The sequence below is a fragment of the Amycolatopsis sp. BJA-103 genome, assembly GCF_002849735.1.
Classification (GTDB): domain Bacteria; phylum Actinomycetota; class Actinomycetes; order Mycobacteriales; family Pseudonocardiaceae; genus Amycolatopsis.
Map to the genome: position 1 here is coordinate 1,446,835 of NZ_CP017780.1, position 18,772 is coordinate 1,465,606.

Here is an 18,772-nt window from a genome sequence, read left to right on the forward strand (position 1 = left end):
CATGTCGGTTACCGAGAACAACGTTTCCGAAGCGATGCGCGAAGGGGTCGTCATCCCGGCGACCTCTCGCGCGGAGCGCTTCACCTCTCACGACGTCGAGGCCTTCGAGGTCCCCGGCGGCCGTGAGGAGAACTGGCGCTTCACTCCGATGAAGCGGCTGCGCGGCCTGCACGACGGGTCCGCCACCGCTTCGGGTTCGGCGACCCTGGAATCCGACGCCGCGCCCGAACTGAAGATCGAGCAGGTCGGCAGGGACGACGAGCGCCTCGGCGTCGCGGGCGTCCCGAGCGACCGGATCGCCGCGCAGGCGTACTCCTCGTTCACCGAGGCCACCGTCATCACGGTGCCCAAGGAGACCAAGGCGTCGAAGCCGTCGACGGTGAAGATCACCGGTCCCGGCGAGGGCGAGGTCGCCTACGGGCACCTGCAGGTCCGCGCCGAGCAGTTCTCCGAGGCCGTCATCGTCCTCGACCACGTCGGCTCCGGCACCTACGCCGACAACGTCGAGTTCGTCATCGGCGATTCGGCGAACGTCACCGTGGTCAGCGTCCAGGACTGGGCCGACGACGCGGTGCACGTGTCCGAGCAGCACCTCAAGCTCGGCCGCGACGCCACGCTCAAGCACATCGTCATCACCCTGGGCGGTGACCTCGTCCGCGTCTCGCCGACGGCGACGTTCGCCGACAAGGGCGGCGACGTCGAGATGCTCGGCCTGTACTTCGCGGACGCGGGGCAGCACCAGGAGCACCGTCTCTTCGTCGACCACGCGGTGCCGAACTGCAAGTCGCGGGTGATGTACAAGGGCGCGCTGCAGGGCGAAAACGCGCACACCGTGTGGGTCGGCGACGTGCTGATCCGGGCGGCCGCCGAAGCGACCGACACCTACGAGCTCAACCGCAACCTGGTGCTGACGCCGGGCGCGCGGGCGGACTCGATCCCGAACCTGGAGATCGAGACCGGCGAGATCGAAGGCGCCGGGCACGCGAGCGCGACGGGAAGGTTCGACGACGAGCAGTTGTTCTACCTCCAGTCGCGTGGAATCGGCGAGGACGCCGCGCGGCGCCTGGTCGTACGCGGGTTCTTCCACGAGATCCTGGTCAAGATCGGCGTTCCCGAGGTGCGCGAGCGTCTCGAGACCGCGATCGAAGCCGAGCTCGAAGCCGTGGGCGTCTAAGCCCTCGTCCGTCCACATCAGACTTTTAGGAAAGAAATGCCTACGCTGGAAATCAAGGATCTGCACGCCTCGGTCACGACCGAGGAGGGCCCCAAGGAGATCCTCAAGGGCGTCAACCTGACCATCAAGTCGGGCGAGACCCACGCGATCATGGGCCCCAACGGTTCGGGCAAGTCCACGCTGTCCTACGCCATCGCCGGTCACCCCAAGTACCAAGTCACCTCCGGGCAGGTCCTGCTCGACGGTGAGGACGTGCTGGAGATGAGCGTCGACGAGCGTGCCCGCGCGGGCCTGTTCCTCGCCATGCAGTACCCGGTCGAGGTACCGGGCGTGTCCATGTCCAACTTCCTCCGCACCGCGGCCACCGCGGTCCGTGGCGAGGCCCCCAAGCTGCGCCACTGGGTCAAGGAGGTCAAGGAGGAGATGGGCAAGCTGGAGATCTCGTCCGAGTTCGCCGAGCGTTCGGTGAACGAGGGCTTCTCCGGCGGCGAGAAGAAGCGCCACGAGATCCTGCAGCTGGCGCTGCTCAAGCCGAAGATCGCCATCCTCGACGAGACCGACTCCGGCCTCGACGTCGACGCGCTGCGCGTCGTGTCCGAGGGCGTCAACGAGTTCAAGGCGAGCAACGACGCCGGCGTCATGCTGATCACGCACTACACGCGGATCCTGCGGCACATCACGCCCGACTTCGTGCACGTCTTCGCCGGCGGCAAGATCGTCGAGTCCGGCGGCCGTGAGCTCGCGGACGAGCTGGAGGAGAACGGGTACGTCAAGTACACCGGCTCCGCCGAGACCGTCGCCGTCTGATCACTGTTTTCGCGACTACACCGAGAGGAGTTGGCCCGATGACCACCACCACGGCTAACTCTGCTGTACCGCTGGACGTAGCGGCCATCAGGGCCGACTTCCCCATCCTGACCCGCACGGTGCGGGACGGGAAACCCTTGGTGTATCTGGATTCCGGTGCGACGTCCCAGAAACCGGCGCAGGTGCTCGAAGCCGAGCGCCGGTTCCTGGAGACCTCGAACGCCGCGGTGCACCGCGGCGCGCACCAGCTCGCCGAGGAGGCGACCGACGCCTACGAATCCGCCCGCGTGCGGATCGCGGAGTTCGTCGGCGCCTCCCCGCACGAGCTGGTGTTCACCAAGAACGCCACCGAGGGCATCAACCTCGTCGCCTACGCGATGAGCAACGCCGCCACGGCCGGTCCCGAGGCCGAGCGGTTCAAGCTCGGCCCCGGCGACGAGATCGTCATCACCGAGATGGAACACCACGCGAACCTGGTGCCGTGGCAGCAACTCTGCCAGCGCACCGGTGCGACGCTGAAGTGGTTCTCCGTCACCGCCGACGGTCGTCTCGATCTGTCCAATGTGGACGAGTTGATCACCGAGCGGACCAAGGTGCTCGCGTTCACGCACCAGTCCAACGTGCTCGGCACGATCAACCCGGTCAAGTTCCTGGTGGAGAAGGCCCGCAAGGTCGGCGCGCTGGTCGTGCTGGACGCCTGCCAGTCGGTGCCGCACTTCCCCGTGGACCTCCACGACCTGGACGTCGACTTCGCCGCTTTCGCCGGGCACAAGATGGTCGGCCCGTACGGCATCGGCGTCCTTTACGGCCGCCGCGAGCTGCTCGAAGCGATGCCGCCGTTCCTGACCGGCGGCTCGATGATCGAGATGGTCCGCATGGAGCAGACCACCTTCGCCGCGCCGCCGCAGCGGTTCGAGGCGGGCACCCCGATGACGTCGCAGGCCGTCGCCCTCGGCGCGGCCGCCGACTACCTGTCGTCGATCGGCATGGACCGGGTCGCCGCGCACGAGCACCTCCTCACCGAGGCGGCGCTGACCGGACTCGGCGAGATCCCCGGCGTGCGGATCATCGGCCCCACCGACATGGCCGACCGCGGCGGACTGGTCTCGTTCGTCATCGACGGCGTCCACCCGCACGACTCGGGCCAGGTGCTGGACAGCCTCGGCATCGCCGTCCGCGTCGGGCACCACTGCGCGTGGCCGCTGCACCGGGCGTGCTCGGTCCCGGCGACCGTGCGCGCGTCGTTCTACATCTACAACACCCTGTCCGAAGTGGACGCGCTCGTGAACGGTGTGCGTGAGGCGCAGAAGTTCTTCGGGGTGGCCTGATGAACCTCGAAAGCATGTACCAGGAGATCATCCTGGACCACTACAAGAACCCGCACGGCCGCGGTCTGCGCGAGCCGTTCGACGCCGAATCGTTCCAGGTCAACCCGACCTGCGGCGACGAGGTGACCCTGCGGGTGAAGGTCGACGACGGGAAGGTCGCCGACATCTCCTACGACGGACAAGGCTGCTCGATCAGCCAGGCGTCCACGTCGGTCTTGACGGATCTCGTCGTCGGGCACACCGTGGAGGAGGCGTTCACCACCATGGACGCCTTCGTCGAGCTGATGCAGGGCAAGGGTCAGATCGAGCCGGACGAGGAAGTGCTGGAGGACGGCATCGCCTTCGCGGGCGTCGCCAAGTACCCGGCACGCGTGAAGTGCGCCCTGCTCGGATGGATGGCGTTCAAGGACGCCGTCGCCCGCACGACCAACGGAGTTGAGACGGCATGACCGAACAGCAGACCGAAACCCGCGAGGGGCGCACGGCCGCCGACCTCGACGCCGAGACCACCGCCGCCGCGGACACCGCCGACCTGGCGAAGGTCGAGGACCTCGAAGAGGCGATGCGCGACGTCGTCGACCCCGAGCTGGGCATCAACGTCGTCGACCTCGGACTGGTCTACGACATCCGTGTCGAGGCGGACAACACCGCCACCATCGACATGACCCTGACGTCCGCGGCCTGCCCGCTGACCGACGTCATCGAAGACCAGACCGGTGCCGCGCTCGTCGGCGGGGGAACGGGACTGGTCAAGGACTTCCGGATCAACTGGGTCTGGATGCCGCCGTGGGGCCCGGAGAAGATCACCGAGGACGGCCGCGAGCAGCTGCGCGCCCTGGGCTTCACCGTCTGACCCTCACTTTTCGCGCTCGCGCGCTATGAAAGGCCCGTTACTTGCAAATTTTGCAAGTAACGGGCCTTTCATAGCGTTGGGGGCAGGCGGCGGCAAGCGTTATATGTATAACGACCTATACCGCGCCCCGGAGGCTGCCCGGCGTCTGGTTGGGTAACCGCATGATCCGGTCCATCGCGCTCTTCGCACTCGCCGCCCTGCTGGAGATCGGTGGCGCCTGGCTGATCTGGCAAGGCGTCAGGGAACACCGCGGCTACCTCTGGATCGGCGCGGGCATCGTCGCACTGGGCCTCTACGGCTTCGTCGCGACACTCCAGCCCGACGCGAACTTCGGCCGCATCCTCGCCGCGTACGGCGGAGTGTTCGTCGCGGGATCGCTGGCGTGGGGCATGGTCGCCGACGGCTACCGGCCGGACCGGTACGACGTCATCGGCGCCCTGATCTGCCTCGCCGGGGTCGGGGTCATCATGTACGCGCCCCGAGCTTGAGCGTTGGCCGGAAACTGTCGGCCACCGGCGCTATCGTGCGCTGTGACCGAAACGGACTTTCCCGCTCCGCCCGCCGCGAGACCGGGGCCGAAGCGAAGATTCTCCCCGCTCCTGTTCGTGATGATCCTGCTGGCGGTCGTCGGCGGGGGCGCCGGGGGGTACGGGTTCTGGACCCTGATGGGCTATCGGATGGTGAGTGTCCCCGGCGAAGCGATGACGCCCACGATCCAGCCGGGCGAGGTCGTGCTGTATCGCTGGGCGGAACTCCCCGAGATTCCGCGCGGCGCGGTCGTCCTCATGGATCTGTCCGCGTTCCCGGACGCGAGACCCGGCGAAGGCCGGGCCGTCAAGCGGGTGATCGGCATCGGTGGTGATCAGGTCGTCTGCTGCACGAAGGACAACCTGATCACCGTCAACGGGAAGCCGGTCAAGGAGCCGTACACCGAAGACGACAACGGGTACGGCCGCAAGGAATACCGGCCGTTCAGCGTCCAGGTGCCGCCGGGCACGGTGTTCGTCGCCGGTGACCTGCGGAACAATTCCCGGGACTCGCGCATCTACACCGAGGAGCCCGGCAACGGCGCCGTTCCCCTGTCGAAGCTGAGCGGAATCGTCGTCGGACTGGGGAGTCCTTTCTCCGCCGAGCCCTTTCCGCAGACCACCGCTTTCGTCGAAGCCGGACTTCCCGGCGACCCCGTGTCCGACACCGGGTTCCGTACCTCGCGTCTGCTGGTGTTTGCCGGAGTCGGGCTCGTCGTCCTGGGGGTCATCGGGGCGATCGTGAGCGTTGCCCGCTTCGCCGGAAAACGACGAAGAGCAGCCGCAGTCCCACCAGCGCGCTGACCACGAGCAGGTTGTAGCCGAACATCTGGTGCAGCGTGACGCCGGGCAGCATCTCCGGGCCGCCCGCGCCGCCCAGCAGCAGCACGGCCATCAGCCCGGTGGCCGCGCCGACGAACGCCAGCAGGAGTTCGTGCACCAGCCCGGTGACCACGTCGCGGTCGCGTTCGTCGGAGAACAGCCGGACGTTGACCGAAAGCCTGCCCTGCTCCAGTGCGTTGCCGATCCGGTCGACGCGGCGGGGCAGGCGGCGCAGCACCGGCAGGAGCGCCATCAGTTCGTTGGTGGCGGTGGAGCGCAACGACTCCGGCCGCAGGCCGGCACCCACCTGCTCGGCGGCGTAGGCGCGGGATTCGACGACGATGTTGAATCCCGGCGCCAGCGCGGCCAGTGTTCCCTCCAAAGTGGCCAGTGCGCGGAACACCGCGGCGATCGGCGGGGGCACGCTGAGCCGGAAGTCGGCGATCACCCGGAACAGGTCGGTGAACATGTCCAGATCCGGGGCCTGCCCGTGGTTGAAATGCTTGGCCACCAAGGAACCCAGTGCCCGCTCCAGCCGTTGCTCCTCGATCTCGTCCGGCCGGTCGACGATCTCCAGCAGGCCGTCGCGCAGCGCGGCCGGGTCGCCGCGGTCGAGGGCGAGGATGAGGTTCTGCAGCCCGCCGCGCAGGCCCGAGTCGAGCCGTCCGACGGAGCCGAAGTCGAGCAGGCCCAGCCTGCCGTCGGTGAGCAGCAGGACGTTGCCGGGATGCGGGTCGGCGTGGAAGACGCCGCTGCCCATCACCTGGCCGAGTACGCAGCGCAGCATCGACCGGGCGAGGTTCGCCCGTTCCGCGACCGGGACCTGTTCCTTGGCGGCGGCGAGTGGTTTGCCGTCGAGGCGCCGCATCACCAGGACGCGCTCGGTGGACAGTGCTTTGTGGACGGTCGGGAGGGCGACCTCGGTGCCGGGGTAGGCCGCGGCGACCGCTTCGATGTTCCTGGCCTCGGTCCGGAAGTCGAGTTCCTCGACCAGGGCGTCGGCGAAGCCTTCGGCGAGGTCGATGACGCCGAGCGAACGGGCCCAGTCCGCGCGCAGGTCCAGAGCGGCGGCGACACGGCGGACGATGTCGAGGTCCCGGTCGACCAGCGACTGCACGTCGGGCCGCTGCACCTTGACGACGACTTCCTGCCCGTCGCGCAGCTTCGCCCGGTAGACCTGCGCGATCGACGCGGCCGCGATCGGTTCCGGATCGAACTCGGCGAAGATCTCGTCCGGGTCGCCGCCCAGTTCCTCGCGCAGCACGGTCGCGACCTCGTCGGCGTCGGCGAAGGCGACCTGGTCCTGGAGCTTGCTGAGTTCGTCGATGAACACCGGCGGGAGCAGGTCGGACCGGGTCGAGAGCAGTTGGCCGAGCTTCACGAACGTCACGCCGCCCTCTTCCAGCGCGCGGCGCAGCGAACGCGCCAGTTTGGCGTGCCGGACCTGGGCGAGGCCTGCTTCCCGGCGGCCGGTGAGGTAGCGGCCGAGGCCGTGCTTGATCGCGATCCGGGTGATCTGCGAGTACCGCCGCGTCCGGGCGGCGCGGCGGCGCAGGGAACGGATCCTGCCGATCAGCCCGAGCCCGGAGCCCGCCGGGAGGACGAACTCCGCGACGAACAGGAACATCAGCGTCGCCAGGAACGCGCCGCCCGCCACCGGGATGATCAGCCCGGCGAAGGCGCCGCCGCTCGCGTACATCGGGGTGGGGAACGCGCTGAGGATGCCGCCCGCGACGAGCCAGCCGAAACCCGCGGCGCAGAACGCGCGCACCACGCCGATCCGCACGCCCAGCACGCGGCGGGCGGCGACCACGAGTGGCCACAGCATGAGCGCGTAGACGGGCAGGGTGAGCAGGCCGAGCAGCAGGTTCATGCCGATGAGGACATCACGCGCAGCCCGCGCGGGATTCCCGCTCCGGCGGGACGGGGCTCACCCTTGAGAGGGAACGAACCCCGAAGTTGTAGGTCGTGGTCGCCTCCTTGGGGGCGAACAGGACGCCGAGGACGGCGATCGCCGCGGCCGCGAGGAAACCGGCACGAAGGTCGATGAGGTCGCCGAGGAAGCCGATCAGTGGCGCTCCGGCGGCCTGGCCGAGCGCCAGCATCAGGAAGGCCACGCCCACGCCGAACGCGGGAGACGCCGGATAGGCCCTGGTGCCCCAGAGGATCAGTACGCCGGTCAGTCCGATGTAGACGGCTCCGAAGAGTGCCGCCGCGATGATGAGCGCCGGCAGCGATCGAGTGGCGAGGGCGAAGAGAGCCGTGGCGATGGCGAACAGGATCATTCCCGCCGACCAGGCCCGGCGCAGCCCCGCCCGCGAGGTCAGTTCGGCGGTGAACGCGCCTGCCAGGCCGACCGCACCGAGGACGATCCACACCACCGTCGAGGCAGTCTCGCCGAGCCCGCCGATGCTCACGGCGATGTCCCTGCCGAACGTCCAGATCGCCGCGCTGGCCAGGCCGAGCGTCGCGGCGGCGGGCAGCAGCCGTCCGGTCGCGGGTGGGAACAGCGGTACCGGCAGGCCGCTCTTCCGATCCTCCTTGACCGGCGGCACGACGCGGGCGATCCATAGTGTCACCAGCGCCGATGCCGCGGCGAAGGCCCACCAGGCCAGCCTCCAGTCGCCGATCGCGAGCAGGGAGACCGGACCGGAGATCAGCACGCCGAGCCCGGTTCCGGCGTTCACCACGGACTGGGCTCGGTCGCGGCGGGTCACGCGGACGACACGGGAGACCGCGTCCGCGAGCGAAGGGGAGGCCAGCCCGGTGCTGGCTCCGGCCAGGACGACACCGAGCGCGAGGACGGCGGCGTTCGGAGCGGCCGCGATCAAGGCGGTCCCCGCGGTGGCGGTCGCCCCGGCGGCGAGCGCGCCCGCCCGGGCGCCCCTGCGGGCCGTGATGGCGGTCGAGGCGACGACGGCGAGGCAGTAAGCGACGTAGCTGCCCGCCGCGATGGCGCCGAGGGTGCCGCCGTCGAGGCCGAACTCCGTCCGGAGTGTCGGTGCGAAGAGGCCGTACGCGTACCTCGCGAGTCCGTAGGAGACCGCGATCAGCGACAACCCGGCCGCGGTGAGCGTCAGCTCGCGTTTGTACGAAGAAACCATCAGCTCTCCTCCAGAGGTATACCGATCGGTATACTCGGGGAGTGTTCCTGCATTTCGCGCTCAGGTCAACCGATCGGTATAGTCGAGGCATGCTGACACCGGCGGGCGAGCGTGTCCTGAGCGCGGCGAGCACGTTGTTCTACCGAGACGGGCTGAACGCCGTGGGCGTCGCGGCGATCGCCGAGGCCGCGGGCGTCACGAAGAAGACGCTGTACGCGTGCTTCGGATCGAAGACGGACCTGACGGTCGCGTACCTGCGAAGCCGTCACGACGTCTGGTGGGCGTACCTGGAACAGCGGCTGGCCGAGGCCGGCATACCCCGGGCGCTGACGGTCTTCGACGCCTACGTCGATCACCCGAAGCTCGGGAGCGACCGGGGGTGCGCGTTCCTCAACGCGGCGGCCGAGCTGCCCGCCGGTCATCCCGGACTCGACGTGATCCGGCGGCACAAGGCGGCGGTCCGGGCGAAGTTCGCCGAACTCCTCCGCGAGGACGTCCCGGGTGCGGCCGATCCGCAACGGCTCGCGGAACAGCTCTTCCTCTTGCTGGAAGGCGCTGTCGCGCACACCGGTATCGACGGCGACGCGCACCGGGTCACCCTGGCGAGGGAGATCGCGGAGATACTGCTGAGGGATCCGCGCGAGGCGGGCACAGGCTAGAAAGAGCGCATGCGACTTTTCGGCCCGCTCGTGGATCGGGCGACCTATCGCCGGTGGGTGTACTTCATCCTCGGTGGCGCCTTGAGCGTGCCGTATGTGCTCTTCGCCGCCATCGTGGTGCCTTCGCTGTTACCGCTAGTCGTGACGGTGGAGCGCGGGGTCGTCATCGCGATGATCACCGTCGTCCTGGTGATCATCGCGTCGTCGTTCATCCCCGCCGTCCGGGTGCTGGAGGGCGCGGCCGTCCGGGAACTGCTGGACGATCCCGTGCCGGGAGTGACGTTCGGGCCCGCGGGGAGCTGGCCCGTCCGGCTGCGGTCGACGGCGATGTACCTGCTGCACGTGGGCACGGGGTGCGTCCTCAGCCTGGCGAGCCTGTTCGTCCCGGTCGGCTTCGGTTTCACCGTCGCGGCCCCGTTCACCGGCCGGATAGCACTGTCCACAGAGGACCCGATCGTGGTACCGGCCGGCTGGGCGAGCGCGTGGATCCCGCTGGCCTTCCTGCTCGGCGTCGTCGCGCTGGCGTACGTGGTGTGGGGAGCGGGCGCGGTGCTGACCCGCGTCGCCCGCAGCCTGCTGGGCGTCTCGGCCGCCGAGCGGATCGCCCAGCTGGAGAAACGCACCGAACAACTCGCCGAACGCAATCGGCTGGCGCGGGAACTGCACGACTCGGTCGGGCACGCGCTGAGCGTCGTGACCATCCAGGCCGGGGCCGCGCGCCGGACCTTGCGCACCGATCCGGACTTCACGGAACAGGCGCTCACCGCGATCGAGGATTCCGCCCGTGCCGCGCTGGACGACCTCGACCACGTGCTCGGACTGCTGCGCGAGGAGGCGTCGTCGCGGGCGCCGCAATCCGGGCTGACGGAGCTGTCCGCGCTGGTCGAAGCCACGCGGCTGGCGGGCGCCGAGGTGACGGCGGAGGTGCGGGGCGAACCGTCGTCGGTGCCGCCGGTCGTCTCCCGTGAGGCGTACCGGATCCTGCAGGAATGCCTGACGAACGCGTTGCGGCACGCCGGTAAGGTGCCGGTGACGGTGCTCGTCGACGCCGGCTCGGAACTGCTGTCGCTGCGGGTGTCCAACCCGCTCGGCGCCGCGGTTCCGTCACGCGACGGGGGCGGCCGGGGACTGCGGGGAATGGCGGAACGGGTGGACGTGCTCGGCGGCACGATCACCGCGGGGCGCGCGGACGGATTCTGGAAGGTCGAGGTGGCGGTGCCATGGGGGAAACGGCGATGAGCATCGGGGTGCTGCTGGTCGACGACGAACAGCTGATCCGGGCGGGGCTGCGGGCGATCGTCGCCTCCGAGCCGGATCTGGAGGTCGTGGGCGAGGCGTCCGACGGCGCCGAGGTGCCGGGCCTGGTCTCGCGGTTCCGGCCCGACGTCGTGCTGATGGACGTCCGGATGCCTTCGGTCGACGGGATCCGCGCGACCACGCATCTGATGTCCACTATGGACAATCCGCCCAAGGTGATCGTGGTGACCACCTTCGAGAACGACGACTACGTCTACGACGCCCTGCTCGCCGGCGCGAGCGGCTTCCTGCTGAAGCGGACCAGGCCCGAGGAGATCGTCTCGGCGATCCGGACGGTGGCGGCGGGGGAGTCGCTGCTGTTCCCGGCCGCGATCCGGCGGCTGGCCGCGCAGCAGGCGAACCGGGGCCCGCAGGACGGTCTCGCCGACGCGGGGCTCACCGAACGCGAACGCGAGGTGCTGCGGCTGATGGCGAGCGGACTGTCCAATGTGGAGATCGCGGGAGAGCTGTACCTCGGCGTGCAGACGGTGAAGACGCACGTCGGGAACGTCCTGGCGAAACTCGGAGCGAGGGACCGGACACAAGCGGTGATCAAGGCCTACGACACCGGATTCGTCACACCGGCGGGCTGAACGCGGTAGGGTCCCCCGGTGGATACGAACGTCAACCGCCGTCGCGTGCTGGGGCTGGGAACGGTCGCCGCCGCGGGCGCGGTCCTCGGGACAGCGCAGCTCGCCCAAGCCGCCGAAGAGTCCGAATCGGACACCGCGGCCAAAGACGCGTCGGCCGCCGCTCGCCGGATTTTCCAGGTCTACGCCCGGGAAACCGCGAAGGCGGGCGGCACCTGGTCGTCTCACGTCAGCGTCGCGGACTCCGACGGGAACCTGGTCACCGCCGTCTCCGAGCGGGCCGACGAGGTCGTCGAGGCCTACAGTGTCAACAAGATCGCGGTCGCCACCGCGGTACTCGACAAGATCGACCGCGGACTGCTCACCTTGGACCAGCGCGTCGACGTCACGGCCGACATCGTCATCAAGGACACCGACGGCATCTTCGCCCTGGACGGCGCGTATCCGAGTTCGGTGACGCTCGGGCACGCGATGGCCGCGCTGCTGACGCTGTCCGACAACACCGCTGTCCGCCTGTGCGGGCTGGTCTGCCCCGCCGCGGAGGTCAACGAGATCCTGCGCGGCAAGGGATTCGTGCGCACCCAGGTCGTCCCGGTGGCCAACCCGAACCGCTTCTTCCTCGGCAAGACGACCCCGGCCGAGACGCATACGCTGCTGCGGAAACTGGTCGGCGGGACGCTGCTTTCGGCGAAGTCCACCGAGTACCTGCTGAACATCCTGCGCTCGCTGAGCGCGTTCACCGACGGGGTGCGGCTCGGCCTGACCTCGGCCGAGCGGCTGCGGGTCGCCACGAAGGCCGGCTGGTTCAACGACGGCCGCAACGAGGCGGGCGTGATGTTCAGCGCCGACGGCAAGCCGATCCTGACGTACTCGCTGTTCGCGTCGGGCGCGTTCGCGGGCGACCCGGCGGTCACCAAGGACGACTATGCCGCGACGCATCCGGCGCTGAAGGCGCGGGCGAAGCTCGGGAAGACGATGTTCCGTTCGGTCGAGAAGCTGACCGCCGCCACGGCCCGAACCTACGCTGCCGCTCCGTACCGGGCCTCCAACGGCGGCTGAAGGACGCTTTCCCCGCATAGGACGCGGCGAAGGGCGCTTTCCCCGCATCGCATGCGGGGAAAGTCCCCTTCAGCTACTCGAGGGCGGCGAGGATCAGCGCGGCCATCGAAGAGGGATCGCCGTTTTCGGGCCGTAGCACCAGATCCGGGGTCTCGGGACGTTCGTAGGGAGCGTCCACCCCGGTGAACCCCTTGATCTCGCCCGCCCTCGCCTTCGCGTACATCCCCTTGGGGTCGCGGTCTTCGCAGACCTCGAGCGGGGTGTCGACGAAGACCTCCAGGAACGGCAGCCCGGCGGCTTCGTGCGCGGCGCGGGCGAGTTCGCGGTCGGCCTGGTACGGGCTGATCAGCGAAACCACCGACACCACACCGGCGTCGGCGAACAGCTTCGCGACCTCCGCGACGCGCCGGACGTTCTCGGCGCGATCGGCCGGGCTGAAGCCGAGGTTCCCGTTCAGCCCGTGCCGGAGGTTGTCGCCGTCCAGCAGATACGCGGGCCTGCCGGACGCCACCAGGCGCCGTTCCAGTTCGACGGCCACACTCGATTTGCCGGACGCGGAAAGCCCGGTGAGCCAGACGGTGAGCCCGCGCGTCGCGCGTTCGGTCCTGGTGACCGCGGCGGTGTGCCAGACGACGTTCGACGCCGTCACGCTCGGGCCGGTGATCATCCCGGCTGCGACCGTCGCCCCGGAATGCTCGTCGACGAGGAGGAAACCGCCGGTGGACCGGTTGCGGCGGTAGGAATCGAACAGCAGCGGTTGCCGGGTGCGCAGCCGGATCCGGCCGATCTCGTTGAGGTACAACGCTTGCGCGGTCTCGTCGCGATGAAGGGTGGTGACGTCGAGCCGGTAGTCGAGGTCGCGGATCTCCGCCTTGGTCTCGCGGGTGGTGTGCCGGACGAGGTAGTTCGCCCCGGGGGACAAGGTTCCCTGCTCGGAGAACCAGCACACCATCGCGTCGACGTCACGGCTGGTGTGCGGGCGGTTGCCGGGACGGCAGATCAGGTCGCCGCGGCCGAGGTCGAGGTCGTCGGCGAGTTCGATCGTGACGGCCTGCGAGGCGAAGGCTTCGGTGATCGTGGTGCCGCCCGGCCCCCAGATCGCGCGCACCGTCGTGGTGAAACCGGACGGCAGCACGGTGACCTCGTCACCGGGTTTGAACACCCCGCCCGCGACGGTGCCCGCGTACCCGCGGAAATCGCGGCTGTGTTCCCGGATGACGTACTGCACCGGGAAGCGCGCGTCGATGAGGTTGCGATCCGAGGCCACGTGCACCTGTTCGAGGTGGTGCAGCAGGGAAGTGCCCTCGTACCAGGGCATACTGGCGCCCCGGTGCACGACGTTGTCGCCGTGCAGCGCCGACATCGGGATGAAGGTCAGGTCGTGGACCTGGAGTTTCATGGCGAAACGGCGGAAGTCCTCACGGATCTCCTCGAAGCGTTCCTGCGACCAGCCGACGAGGTCCATTTTGTTGAGGCACAGCACCAGATGCGGGATGCCCAGGAGGCTCGCCAGGAAGGCGTGCCGCCGCGACTGTTCGAGTACGCCTTTGCGGGCGTCGATCAGGATCAGCGCGAGGTCCGCCGTGGACGCCCCGGTGACCATGTTCCGGGTGTACTGCACGTGTCCCGGGGTGTCGGCGATGATGAACTTCCGTTGAGGCGTCGCGAAATACCGATGGGCGACGTCGATCGTGATGCCCTGTTCGCGTTCGGCGCGCAGGCCGTCGGTGAGCAGCGCGAGGTTGGGGTACGCCTCGCCGCGGGCGCGGCTGGTGCGTTCGATGGCTTCGAGCTGGTCGGTGAACACCGTCTTCGAGTCGAACAGCAGGCGGCCGATCAGGGTCGACTTCCCGTCGTCGACGCTGCCCGCGGTCGCGAGGCGGACCAGCTGTGAAGCGCCCATCAGAAGTAGCCTTCCTTCTTCCGGTCTTCCATTCCGGCCTCGGAGATCCGGTCGTCGGCGCGGGTGGCACCGCGTTCGGTGAGCCTGCTGGCGGCCACCTCGGCGACCACTTCGCTCGGTGACGTCGCCGTCGACTCGACGCAGCCGGTACAGGTCGCGTCGCCGACGGTGCGGAAGCGAACCGTTGCCTCGTAAGGACTTTCGCCTTCGCTCAAGGCGAGGAAGCGGGTGTGCGCGAGCAGCATGCCGTCCCGTTGGACGACCGGGCGCCGGTGCGAATAGTAGATCGACGGCAGATCGACGTCCTCGGCTTCGATGTACTGCCAGATGTCGAGCTCGGTCCAGTTCGACAGCGGGAAGACGCGGATGTGCTCACCTTTGCGGTGCCTGCCGTTGTAGAGATCCCAAAGCTCCGGGCGCTGATTGCGCGGATCCCATTGGCCGAACTCGTCGCGGAAACTGAACACCCGTTCCTTGGCGCGGGCCTTCTCCTCGTCGCGCCGGGCGCCGCCGAAGACCGCGTCGAAGGAATGCTCGCGGATGCCGCGCAACAGGGCGGCGGTCTGGAGGCGGTTCCGGCCGGCCCTGGGGTCTTCGACGACCCGGCCCGCGTCGATGTCGTCCTGCACGCTGGTGACGACGAGCCGGAGGCCGTAGGTGGCGGCCGTGAGGTCCCGGAACTCGATGACCTCGTCGAAGTTGTGCCCGGTGTCGACGTGCATCACAGGGAAGGGCGGTGGCGACGGCCAGAAGGCTTTGGCCGCCACGTGGAGCATCACCATCGAGTCCTTGCCGCCGGAGAACAGCAGTACCGGCCGTTCGAAGGTCGCCGCAACCTCCCGGAAGATGTGCACGGCTTCGGCTTCGAGTGCTTCGAGATGGGTGAGCTCGTAGGCCGGGGACGCCATCGTGACCTCCGTGGTTCGAGATCAGAAAAGTAGAACAAGTTCTTGTGCTTGGTCAAGGGGAGGAGGACGCTGTCGGCATGGACCTGGTCGCGCTCGAAGAGATCCGACGCCTCAAAGCCCGTTACCTCCGGTGCCTCGACCTCAAGCTGTGGGACGAGATGGCCGGGACCCTGACCGCCGACGCGCACGCGCGCTACGGCACGCCGTCGTACGGCAAGCCCCTGACCTTCGATGGCCGCGACGAGATCATCGGGTTCTTCCGGAACGCCGTCGGGCCCGGCGTCATCACGGTGCATTTCGCCGGGCAGCCGGAGATCGACGTCGACGGCGACACCGCGACGGGCACGTGGCTGATGCGGGACAAGGTGATCGTGCCCGAGCATCACGTGGTGATCGAGGGCGCGGCGTACTACGAGGACACCTATCGGCGGGTCGACGGCGAGTGGCTGACCGCCTCGACCCAGTACGACCGGCTGTACGAAACGATGACGTCGACCGCCGACTTGCCGAGCTTCAAGCTCACCGCGAACCTATGGTCCCCACCCCGCAAGTAGTCCTCTAGTTGCGGTAGTTGCACGCGCAAGGATCGCAACTAGAGGACTACTTGCGGGAGAGGCCGCCGGGGCGCTTTGCGCAAGTACGTGAAGGCCCCCTTCACTGCGCTAGACGCAATGAAGGGGGCCTTCACGTACTGCTGGTGCCCTTGGGGCGCGATCCCTCGGTGCCTTTGGCGGGGGTGACGTAGTGAAGGCCTCCTTCCCAACTCTCAAAGTAGGGAAGGAGGCCTTCACGTACTTCCAGGCCGTGGCAAGGACCGCAACTAGAGGACTACTTGCGGGAGAGGCCGCCGGATTCGGCGGTGACGGCGTCGGCGGTCGCGACCAGCGCCGCGCCCCGGCGCGCGATCTCCGCGCCGGTGATCGGCTCACCGACCGACAGCGTGAGCACCAGCTCTTGCCGTCCGGAGGCGTCGAACGTCGGCGCCGCGAGCAGGCTCACCGCGTGCTTGTGGCGCGGTTCGAGATCGGCGCCGAGGTAGACGCGCTCGCCGAGGCTCGAGACGAGCTCCCCGACCAGGCCGCGCACCTCCGGCGGCAGTTCCTCCGCGCCCACCCCGGCCATCAGGGCGTAGAGCCGCCGTCCCGCGGAGGTCAGGCTTTCCACCAGGTAGCCGTGTTCGCGGCATTCGGCGACGACGCGGCGCAGGTGCGCTTCGTCCAGCCGCACCGGCACCGCCGGGGGCTTCGCGAGCCACGCGTCGAACGCCGCGTCGGAATCCCACAGCACGTACATCAGCCCGACCGGCGGCGCGAACGGATAGGTCTCGCCGAGTTTGACCCGGCCGGGACCGGCGCTCTGCAGCATCAGGATCCGGTCGCCGACCACGGCCGACGCCGTGCACGTGGCGCCGTATCGCCTGCTCAGGTCCTCCAGATGCCGCCGCGCGACCTCGCTCGCGCCGAAACCCTCGCCCGCGACACGGCCCGCGGCGATCATCGCCGGCCCGAGCCGGTACGTGACCGGACACGGATCCCGGACCAGGTAACCGCCCGCGGCCAGTTCGGTCACGATGCCGAGGCAGGTCGGTTTGGCCAGGTCCAGTTCGCGCGCGAGTTCCGAGAGGCCGAAGCGCCGTCCGGGGCGCGCGGCGAAGAAGTCGAGCAGCCGCACGACCCGCTCGGTGGGCGGAGAGCGCCGAGTCATTGACCCATCCTTAGAACGCGTTCTAGTCTGTTGTCGCGAAGAACGTACCAAGTCGGTACGTATTTGTACCAGCATGAGGAGTCGCCGGTGCTCACTCAACCGTTCGCGGACGCGATCGTCGAAGCCGAGAAGGTCATCGCGGAGGCGCCGCACATCCGGACCGAACAGGACCTGGTCGAGGGCTACGACTACCTCGCCGGAAGCATCCGCGCGTCCCTCCAGATGGCGTGGGCCTACGAACGGGACTATCCGTACTTCACCCAGTCCACCGGGCCGTACACGAAGATGGGCCTGGACAACCCGGACACGCTGTACTTCAACGCGAACATCCGCGAGGACCGCGAATACGTCGTCACCGGGACGCGGGGGAGCACGGCCGACCTCAGTTTCCAGGTCCTCAACGGCGACTACTCGCCCGTCGAGGTGCCGGACAGTCTCGCCGCGTTCGACGACCGCGAGATCGAGATCGCCGAGGACGGCTCGTTCGAACTCCGCTTCGGACCGGCGAAACCCGACCCCGGCCCCAACTACTTCATCCTCGGCCCGGGTTCGTCGATGCTCGTGGTGCGCGAGGTCCACAGCGACTGGGCCACCGAACGCCGCGGCACGATCCAGATCCAGTGCGCGGACACCGCGGGTGGCTCACCCGCGCCGCTCACCCGCGACGTGCTGGCCAAACGCTACGGCGTCACCGGCAAGATCCTGCTGAGCAGGCTGCGGACCTTCCTCGCCTTCCCGAAGTGGTTCTACCTGAACCTGCCGGTCAACACGATGACCGAACCGCGTCCGACGCCGGGCGGCCTGACCACGCAGTATTCGTCGGCCGGGCACTACGAACTCGGCGACGAAGAGGTCATGATCGTGACGGTGCCGCGCTCGGACGCGCCCTATCAAGGCATCCAGCTCGGCAGCATCTGGTATCTCTCGCTGGACTACATCAACCACCAGACGAGCCTCACTTCCGACCAGGCGCGCGTCGACCCGGACGGCAAGATCCGGTTCGTGATCAGCGAACGCGACCCGGGCCTGGCCAACTGGCTCGAACGGACCGGTCACGATCGCGGGTACGTCCAGATCCGGTGGCAGCGGCTCTCCCGCGCGCTGGAGGTGGCCGACGGTCCCGAGGTCGAGGTGGTGAAGTTCGGCGAACTCGCCGACAGGTTGCCGTTCCACGACGAGGCGCGCGTGACCCCGGAGGAATGGTCAGACCGGATCTCGGCTCGCCAGACGGCCGTCGCGTCGAGGATGCTGGGCTGACATGGACCTCTTGAAGGACAAGGTGATCGTGGTTTCCGGCGTCGGGCCGGGGCTCGGCAGGTCCATCGCCGTGCGCGGTGCCGTCGCGGGTGCCGACGTGGTTCTCGCCGCCCGCACCGAATCGCGGCTCGCGGAGGTCGCCAAGGAGATCGACGCGCTCGGCCGTCGCGCGGTCACCGTGCCCACCGACATCACCGACGACGCTTCGGCCGCGAACCTCGCCGAAGCCGCTTTGAAGGCGTTCGGTCGAGTGGATGCGTTGGTGAACAACGCTTTCGCCATCCCGCCGATCATGGATCTCGCCGACGTCGACCTGGCCGACGTCCGGGCGGGCTTCGAGACCAACGTCCTCGCCGCGCTCCGGCTCACGCGACTGTTCACGCCCTCGCTCGAAGAGAGCGGCGGTTCGGTGGTGATGATCAATTCGGCCGTGCTCCGGCATTCCCGGCGCACGTTCGGCGCGTACAAGATGGCGAAGTCGAGCCTGCTCGCGCTCGCGCAGAGTCTCGCCTCGGAGCTCGGGCCGCGCGGGATCCGGGTCAACTCCGTGGCACCCGGCTATATCTGGGCGGACTCGCTGAAGTGGTATTTCGCCTACCTGGCCAAGGAACGGGGCGTGACGCCGGAGCAGGTGTACGCCGAGACCGCGGAGACGATCGACCTGCGCCGCCTGCCGGAGCCGGACGAGATCGCCGACACCGTCGTGTTCCTGGCCTCGTCACTCGCCCGGTGCGTCACCGGTCAGTGCCTCGACGTCAACGCCGGCGAATACCACCACTGA

General features: G+C 68.7%; 19 protein-coding genes. 14 read left to right on the forward strand and 5 right to left on the reverse strand.

Going from position 1 to position 18,772, the window contains the following annotated elements; genetic code table 11:
- The first annotated feature begins 1 nt into the window (after position 1).
- The 7 genes from sufD (at position 2) to lepB (ending at position 5,493) form a co-directional block, all read left to right on the forward strand.
- Positions 2-1,174 (forward strand): Fe-S cluster assembly protein SufD, encoded by a 1,173-nt coding sequence (sufD, locus tag BKN51_RS06795; protein WP_101606795.1) that lies wholly within the window; start codon positions 2-4, stop codon positions 1,172-1,174.
- 36 nt (positions 1,175-1,210) lie between these two features.
- Positions 1,211-1,981, forward strand: coding sequence for a Fe-S cluster assembly ATPase SufC (gene sufC / locus BKN51_RS06800; protein ID WP_101606796.1), 771 nt, complete (start codon positions 1,211-1,213; stop codon positions 1,979-1,981).
- A 38-nt stretch (positions 1,982-2,019) separates the two neighbouring features.
- Complete coding sequence (locus tag BKN51_RS06805; RefSeq protein WP_101606797.1) at positions 2,020-3,309, forward strand: cysteine desulfurase; 1,290 nt, start codon at positions 2,020-2,022, stop codon at positions 3,307-3,309.
- The gene (gene sufU, locus BKN51_RS06810; protein WP_101606798.1) at positions 3,309-3,758 is read left to right on the forward strand and encodes a Fe-S cluster assembly sulfur transfer protein SufU; all 450 of its coding nucleotides are present in this window, start codon (positions 3,309-3,311) and stop codon (positions 3,756-3,758) included. Before BKN51_RS06805 ends, sufU begins: the two co-directional genes overlap by 1 nt.
- Complete coding sequence (locus tag BKN51_RS06815) at positions 3,755-4,162, forward strand: metal-sulfur cluster assembly factor (protein WP_101606799.1); 408 nt, start codon at positions 3,755-3,757, stop codon at positions 4,160-4,162. Before sufU ends, BKN51_RS06815 begins: the two co-directional genes overlap by 4 nt.
- A 161-nt stretch (positions 4,163-4,323) precedes the next feature.
- A complete protein-coding gene (locus tag BKN51_RS06820; RefSeq protein WP_101606800.1) occupies positions 4,324-4,650 on the forward strand; it encodes a YnfA family protein in 327 nt (108 codons plus the stop codon).
- A gap of 42 nt (positions 4,651-4,692) precedes the next feature.
- Positions 4,693-5,493, forward strand: coding sequence for a signal peptidase I (gene lepB, locus BKN51_RS06825; protein ID WP_146044396.1), 801 nt, complete (start codon positions 4,693-4,695; stop codon positions 5,491-5,493).
- Here lepB and BKN51_RS06830 read toward each other — a convergent pair.
- Together BKN51_RS06830 and BKN51_RS06835 are read right to left on the reverse strand one after the other, a co-directional pair.
- Positions 5,417-7,384 carry an AarF/UbiB family protein gene (locus tag BKN51_RS06830; protein WP_101606802.1) on the reverse strand — a complete coding sequence of 656 codons (1,968 nt, stop codon included), beginning with the start codon at positions 7,382-7,384 and terminating at the stop codon, positions 5,417-5,419. The genes lepB and BKN51_RS06830 overlap by 77 nt on opposite strands.
- A gap of 13 nt (positions 7,385-7,397) precedes the next feature.
- The gene (locus BKN51_RS06835) at positions 7,398-8,615 is read right to left on the reverse strand and encodes an MFS transporter (RefSeq protein WP_101606803.1); all 1,218 of its coding nucleotides are present in this window, start codon (positions 8,613-8,615) and stop codon (positions 7,398-7,400) included.
- Positions 8,616-8,704: 89 nt separating this feature from the next.
- On the opposite strand from BKN51_RS06835, the gene BKN51_RS06840 reads away from it, so the two are divergent.
- The 4 genes from BKN51_RS06840 to BKN51_RS06855 are packed head-to-tail and all read left to right on the forward strand — an operon-like array spanning position 8,705 to position 12,219.
- The gene (locus BKN51_RS06840; protein ID WP_101606804.1) at positions 8,705-9,274 is read left to right on the forward strand and encodes a TetR/AcrR family transcriptional regulator; all 570 of its coding nucleotides are present in this window, start codon (positions 8,705-8,707) and stop codon (positions 9,272-9,274) included.
- 9 nt (positions 9,275-9,283) lie between these two features.
- Positions 9,284-10,513, forward strand: a complete 1,230-nt coding sequence (locus tag BKN51_RS06845; RefSeq protein WP_101606805.1) for a sensor histidine kinase — start codon at positions 9,284-9,286, stop codon at positions 10,511-10,513.
- Complete coding sequence (locus tag BKN51_RS06850) at positions 10,510-11,163, forward strand: response regulator (RefSeq protein ID WP_101613087.1); 654 nt, start codon at positions 10,510-10,512, stop codon at positions 11,161-11,163. The genes BKN51_RS06845 and BKN51_RS06850 overlap by 4 nt, the downstream gene beginning before the upstream one ends.
- Before the next feature lie 18 nt (positions 11,164-11,181).
- Positions 11,182-12,219: a serine hydrolase gene (locus BKN51_RS06855; RefSeq protein WP_101606806.1), complete on the forward strand. Its 1,038-nt coding sequence runs from the start codon at positions 11,182-11,184 to the stop codon at positions 12,217-12,219.
- Between the two features lie 73 nt (positions 12,220-12,292).
- Here BKN51_RS06855 and cysC read toward each other — a convergent pair whose 3' ends face one another.
- Positions 12,293-14,122: an adenylyl-sulfate kinase gene (gene cysC, locus BKN51_RS06860; protein WP_101606807.1), complete on the reverse strand. Its 1,830-nt coding sequence runs from the start codon at positions 14,120-14,122 to the stop codon at positions 12,293-12,295.
- The gene (cysD, locus tag BKN51_RS06865) at positions 14,122-15,030 is read right to left on the reverse strand and encodes a sulfate adenylyltransferase subunit CysD (RefSeq protein ID WP_101606808.1); all 909 of its coding nucleotides are present in this window, start codon (positions 15,028-15,030) and stop codon (positions 14,122-14,124) included. The genes cysC and cysD overlap by 1 nt, the downstream gene beginning before the upstream one ends.
- 77 nt (positions 15,031-15,107) lie before the next feature.
- Between cysD and BKN51_RS06870 the strand changes: the two genes are divergently transcribed.
- The gene (locus BKN51_RS06870) at positions 15,108-15,584 is read left to right on the forward strand and encodes a nuclear transport factor 2 family protein (protein ID WP_101606809.1); all 477 of its coding nucleotides are present in this window, start codon (positions 15,108-15,110) and stop codon (positions 15,582-15,584) included.
- 274 nt (positions 15,585-15,858) lie between these two features.
- Here the strand turns inward: BKN51_RS06870 and BKN51_RS06875 are convergent, their stop codons facing one another.
- A complete protein-coding gene (locus BKN51_RS06875) occupies positions 15,859-16,734 on the reverse strand; it encodes a helix-turn-helix domain-containing protein (protein WP_101606810.1) in 876 nt (291 codons plus the stop codon).
- 87 nt (positions 16,735-16,821) lie between these two features.
- Between BKN51_RS06875 and BKN51_RS06880 the strand changes: the two genes are divergently transcribed.
- Both BKN51_RS06880 and BKN51_RS06885 read left to right on the forward strand, forming a co-directional pair.
- Positions 16,822-17,991: a DUF1214 domain-containing protein gene (locus tag BKN51_RS06880; RefSeq protein ID WP_168214283.1), complete on the forward strand. Its 1,170-nt coding sequence runs from the start codon at positions 16,822-16,824 to the stop codon at positions 17,989-17,991.
- A gap of 1 nt (position 17,992) precedes the next feature.
- Complete coding sequence (locus BKN51_RS06885) at positions 17,993-18,772, forward strand: SDR family oxidoreductase (RefSeq protein ID WP_101606812.1); 780 nt, start codon at positions 17,993-17,995, stop codon at positions 18,770-18,772.

What these genes read in the sequence shown, in the direction of transcription:
- sufD (WP_101606795.1), top strand. Translation starts at nt 2, where the DNA reads ATGTCGGTTACCGAGAACAACGTTTCCGAAGCGATGCGCGAAGGGGTC.
- sufC (WP_101606796.1), top strand. Translation starts at nt 1,211, where the DNA reads ATGCCTACGCTGGAAATCAAGGATCTGCACGCCTCGGTCACGACCGAG.
- BKN51_RS06805 (WP_101606797.1), top strand. Translation starts at nt 2,020, where the DNA reads ATGACCACCACCACGGCTAACTCTGCTGTACCGCTGGACGTAGCGGCC.
- sufU (WP_101606798.1), top strand. Translation starts at nt 3,309, where the DNA reads ATGAACCTCGAAAGCATGTACCAGGAGATCATCCTGGACCACTACAAG.
- BKN51_RS06815 (WP_101606799.1), top strand. Translation starts at nt 3,755, where the DNA reads ATGACCGAACAGCAGACCGAAACCCGCGAGGGGCGCACGGCCGCCGAC.
- BKN51_RS06820 (WP_101606800.1), top strand. Translation starts at nt 4,324, where the DNA reads ATGATCCGGTCCATCGCGCTCTTCGCACTCGCCGCCCTGCTGGAGATC.
- BKN51_RS06830 (WP_101606802.1), bottom strand. Translation starts at nt 7,384, where the DNA reads ATGAACCTGCTGCTCGGCCTGCTCACCCTGCCCGTCTACGCGCTCATG.
- BKN51_RS06835 (WP_101606803.1), bottom strand. Translation starts at nt 8,615, where the DNA reads ATGGTTTCTTCGTACAAACGCGAGCTGACGCTCACCGCGGCCGGGTTG.
- BKN51_RS06840 (WP_101606804.1), top strand. Translation starts at nt 8,705, where the DNA reads ATGCTGACACCGGCGGGCGAGCGTGTCCTGAGCGCGGCGAGCACGTTG.
- BKN51_RS06845 (WP_101606805.1), top strand. Translation starts at nt 9,284, where the DNA reads ATGCGACTTTTCGGCCCGCTCGTGGATCGGGCGACCTATCGCCGGTGG.
- BKN51_RS06850 (WP_101613087.1), top strand. Translation starts at nt 10,510, where the DNA reads ATGAGCATCGGGGTGCTGCTGGTCGACGACGAACAGCTGATCCGGGCG.
- cysC (WP_101606807.1), bottom strand. Translation starts at nt 14,122, where the DNA reads ATGGGCGCTTCACAGCTGGTCCGCCTCGCGACCGCGGGCAGCGTCGAC.
- cysD (WP_101606808.1), bottom strand. Translation starts at nt 15,030, where the DNA reads ATGGCGTCCCCGGCCTACGAGCTCACCCATCTCGAAGCACTCGAAGCC.
- BKN51_RS06870 (WP_101606809.1), top strand. Translation starts at nt 15,108, where the DNA reads ATGGACCTGGTCGCGCTCGAAGAGATCCGACGCCTCAAAGCCCGTTAC.
- BKN51_RS06875 (WP_101606810.1), bottom strand. Translation starts at nt 16,734, where the DNA reads ATGACTCGGCGCTCTCCGCCCACCGAGCGGGTCGTGCGGCTGCTCGAC.
- BKN51_RS06885 (WP_101606812.1), top strand. Translation starts at nt 17,993, where the DNA reads ATGGACCTCTTGAAGGACAAGGTGATCGTGGTTTCCGGCGTCGGGCCG.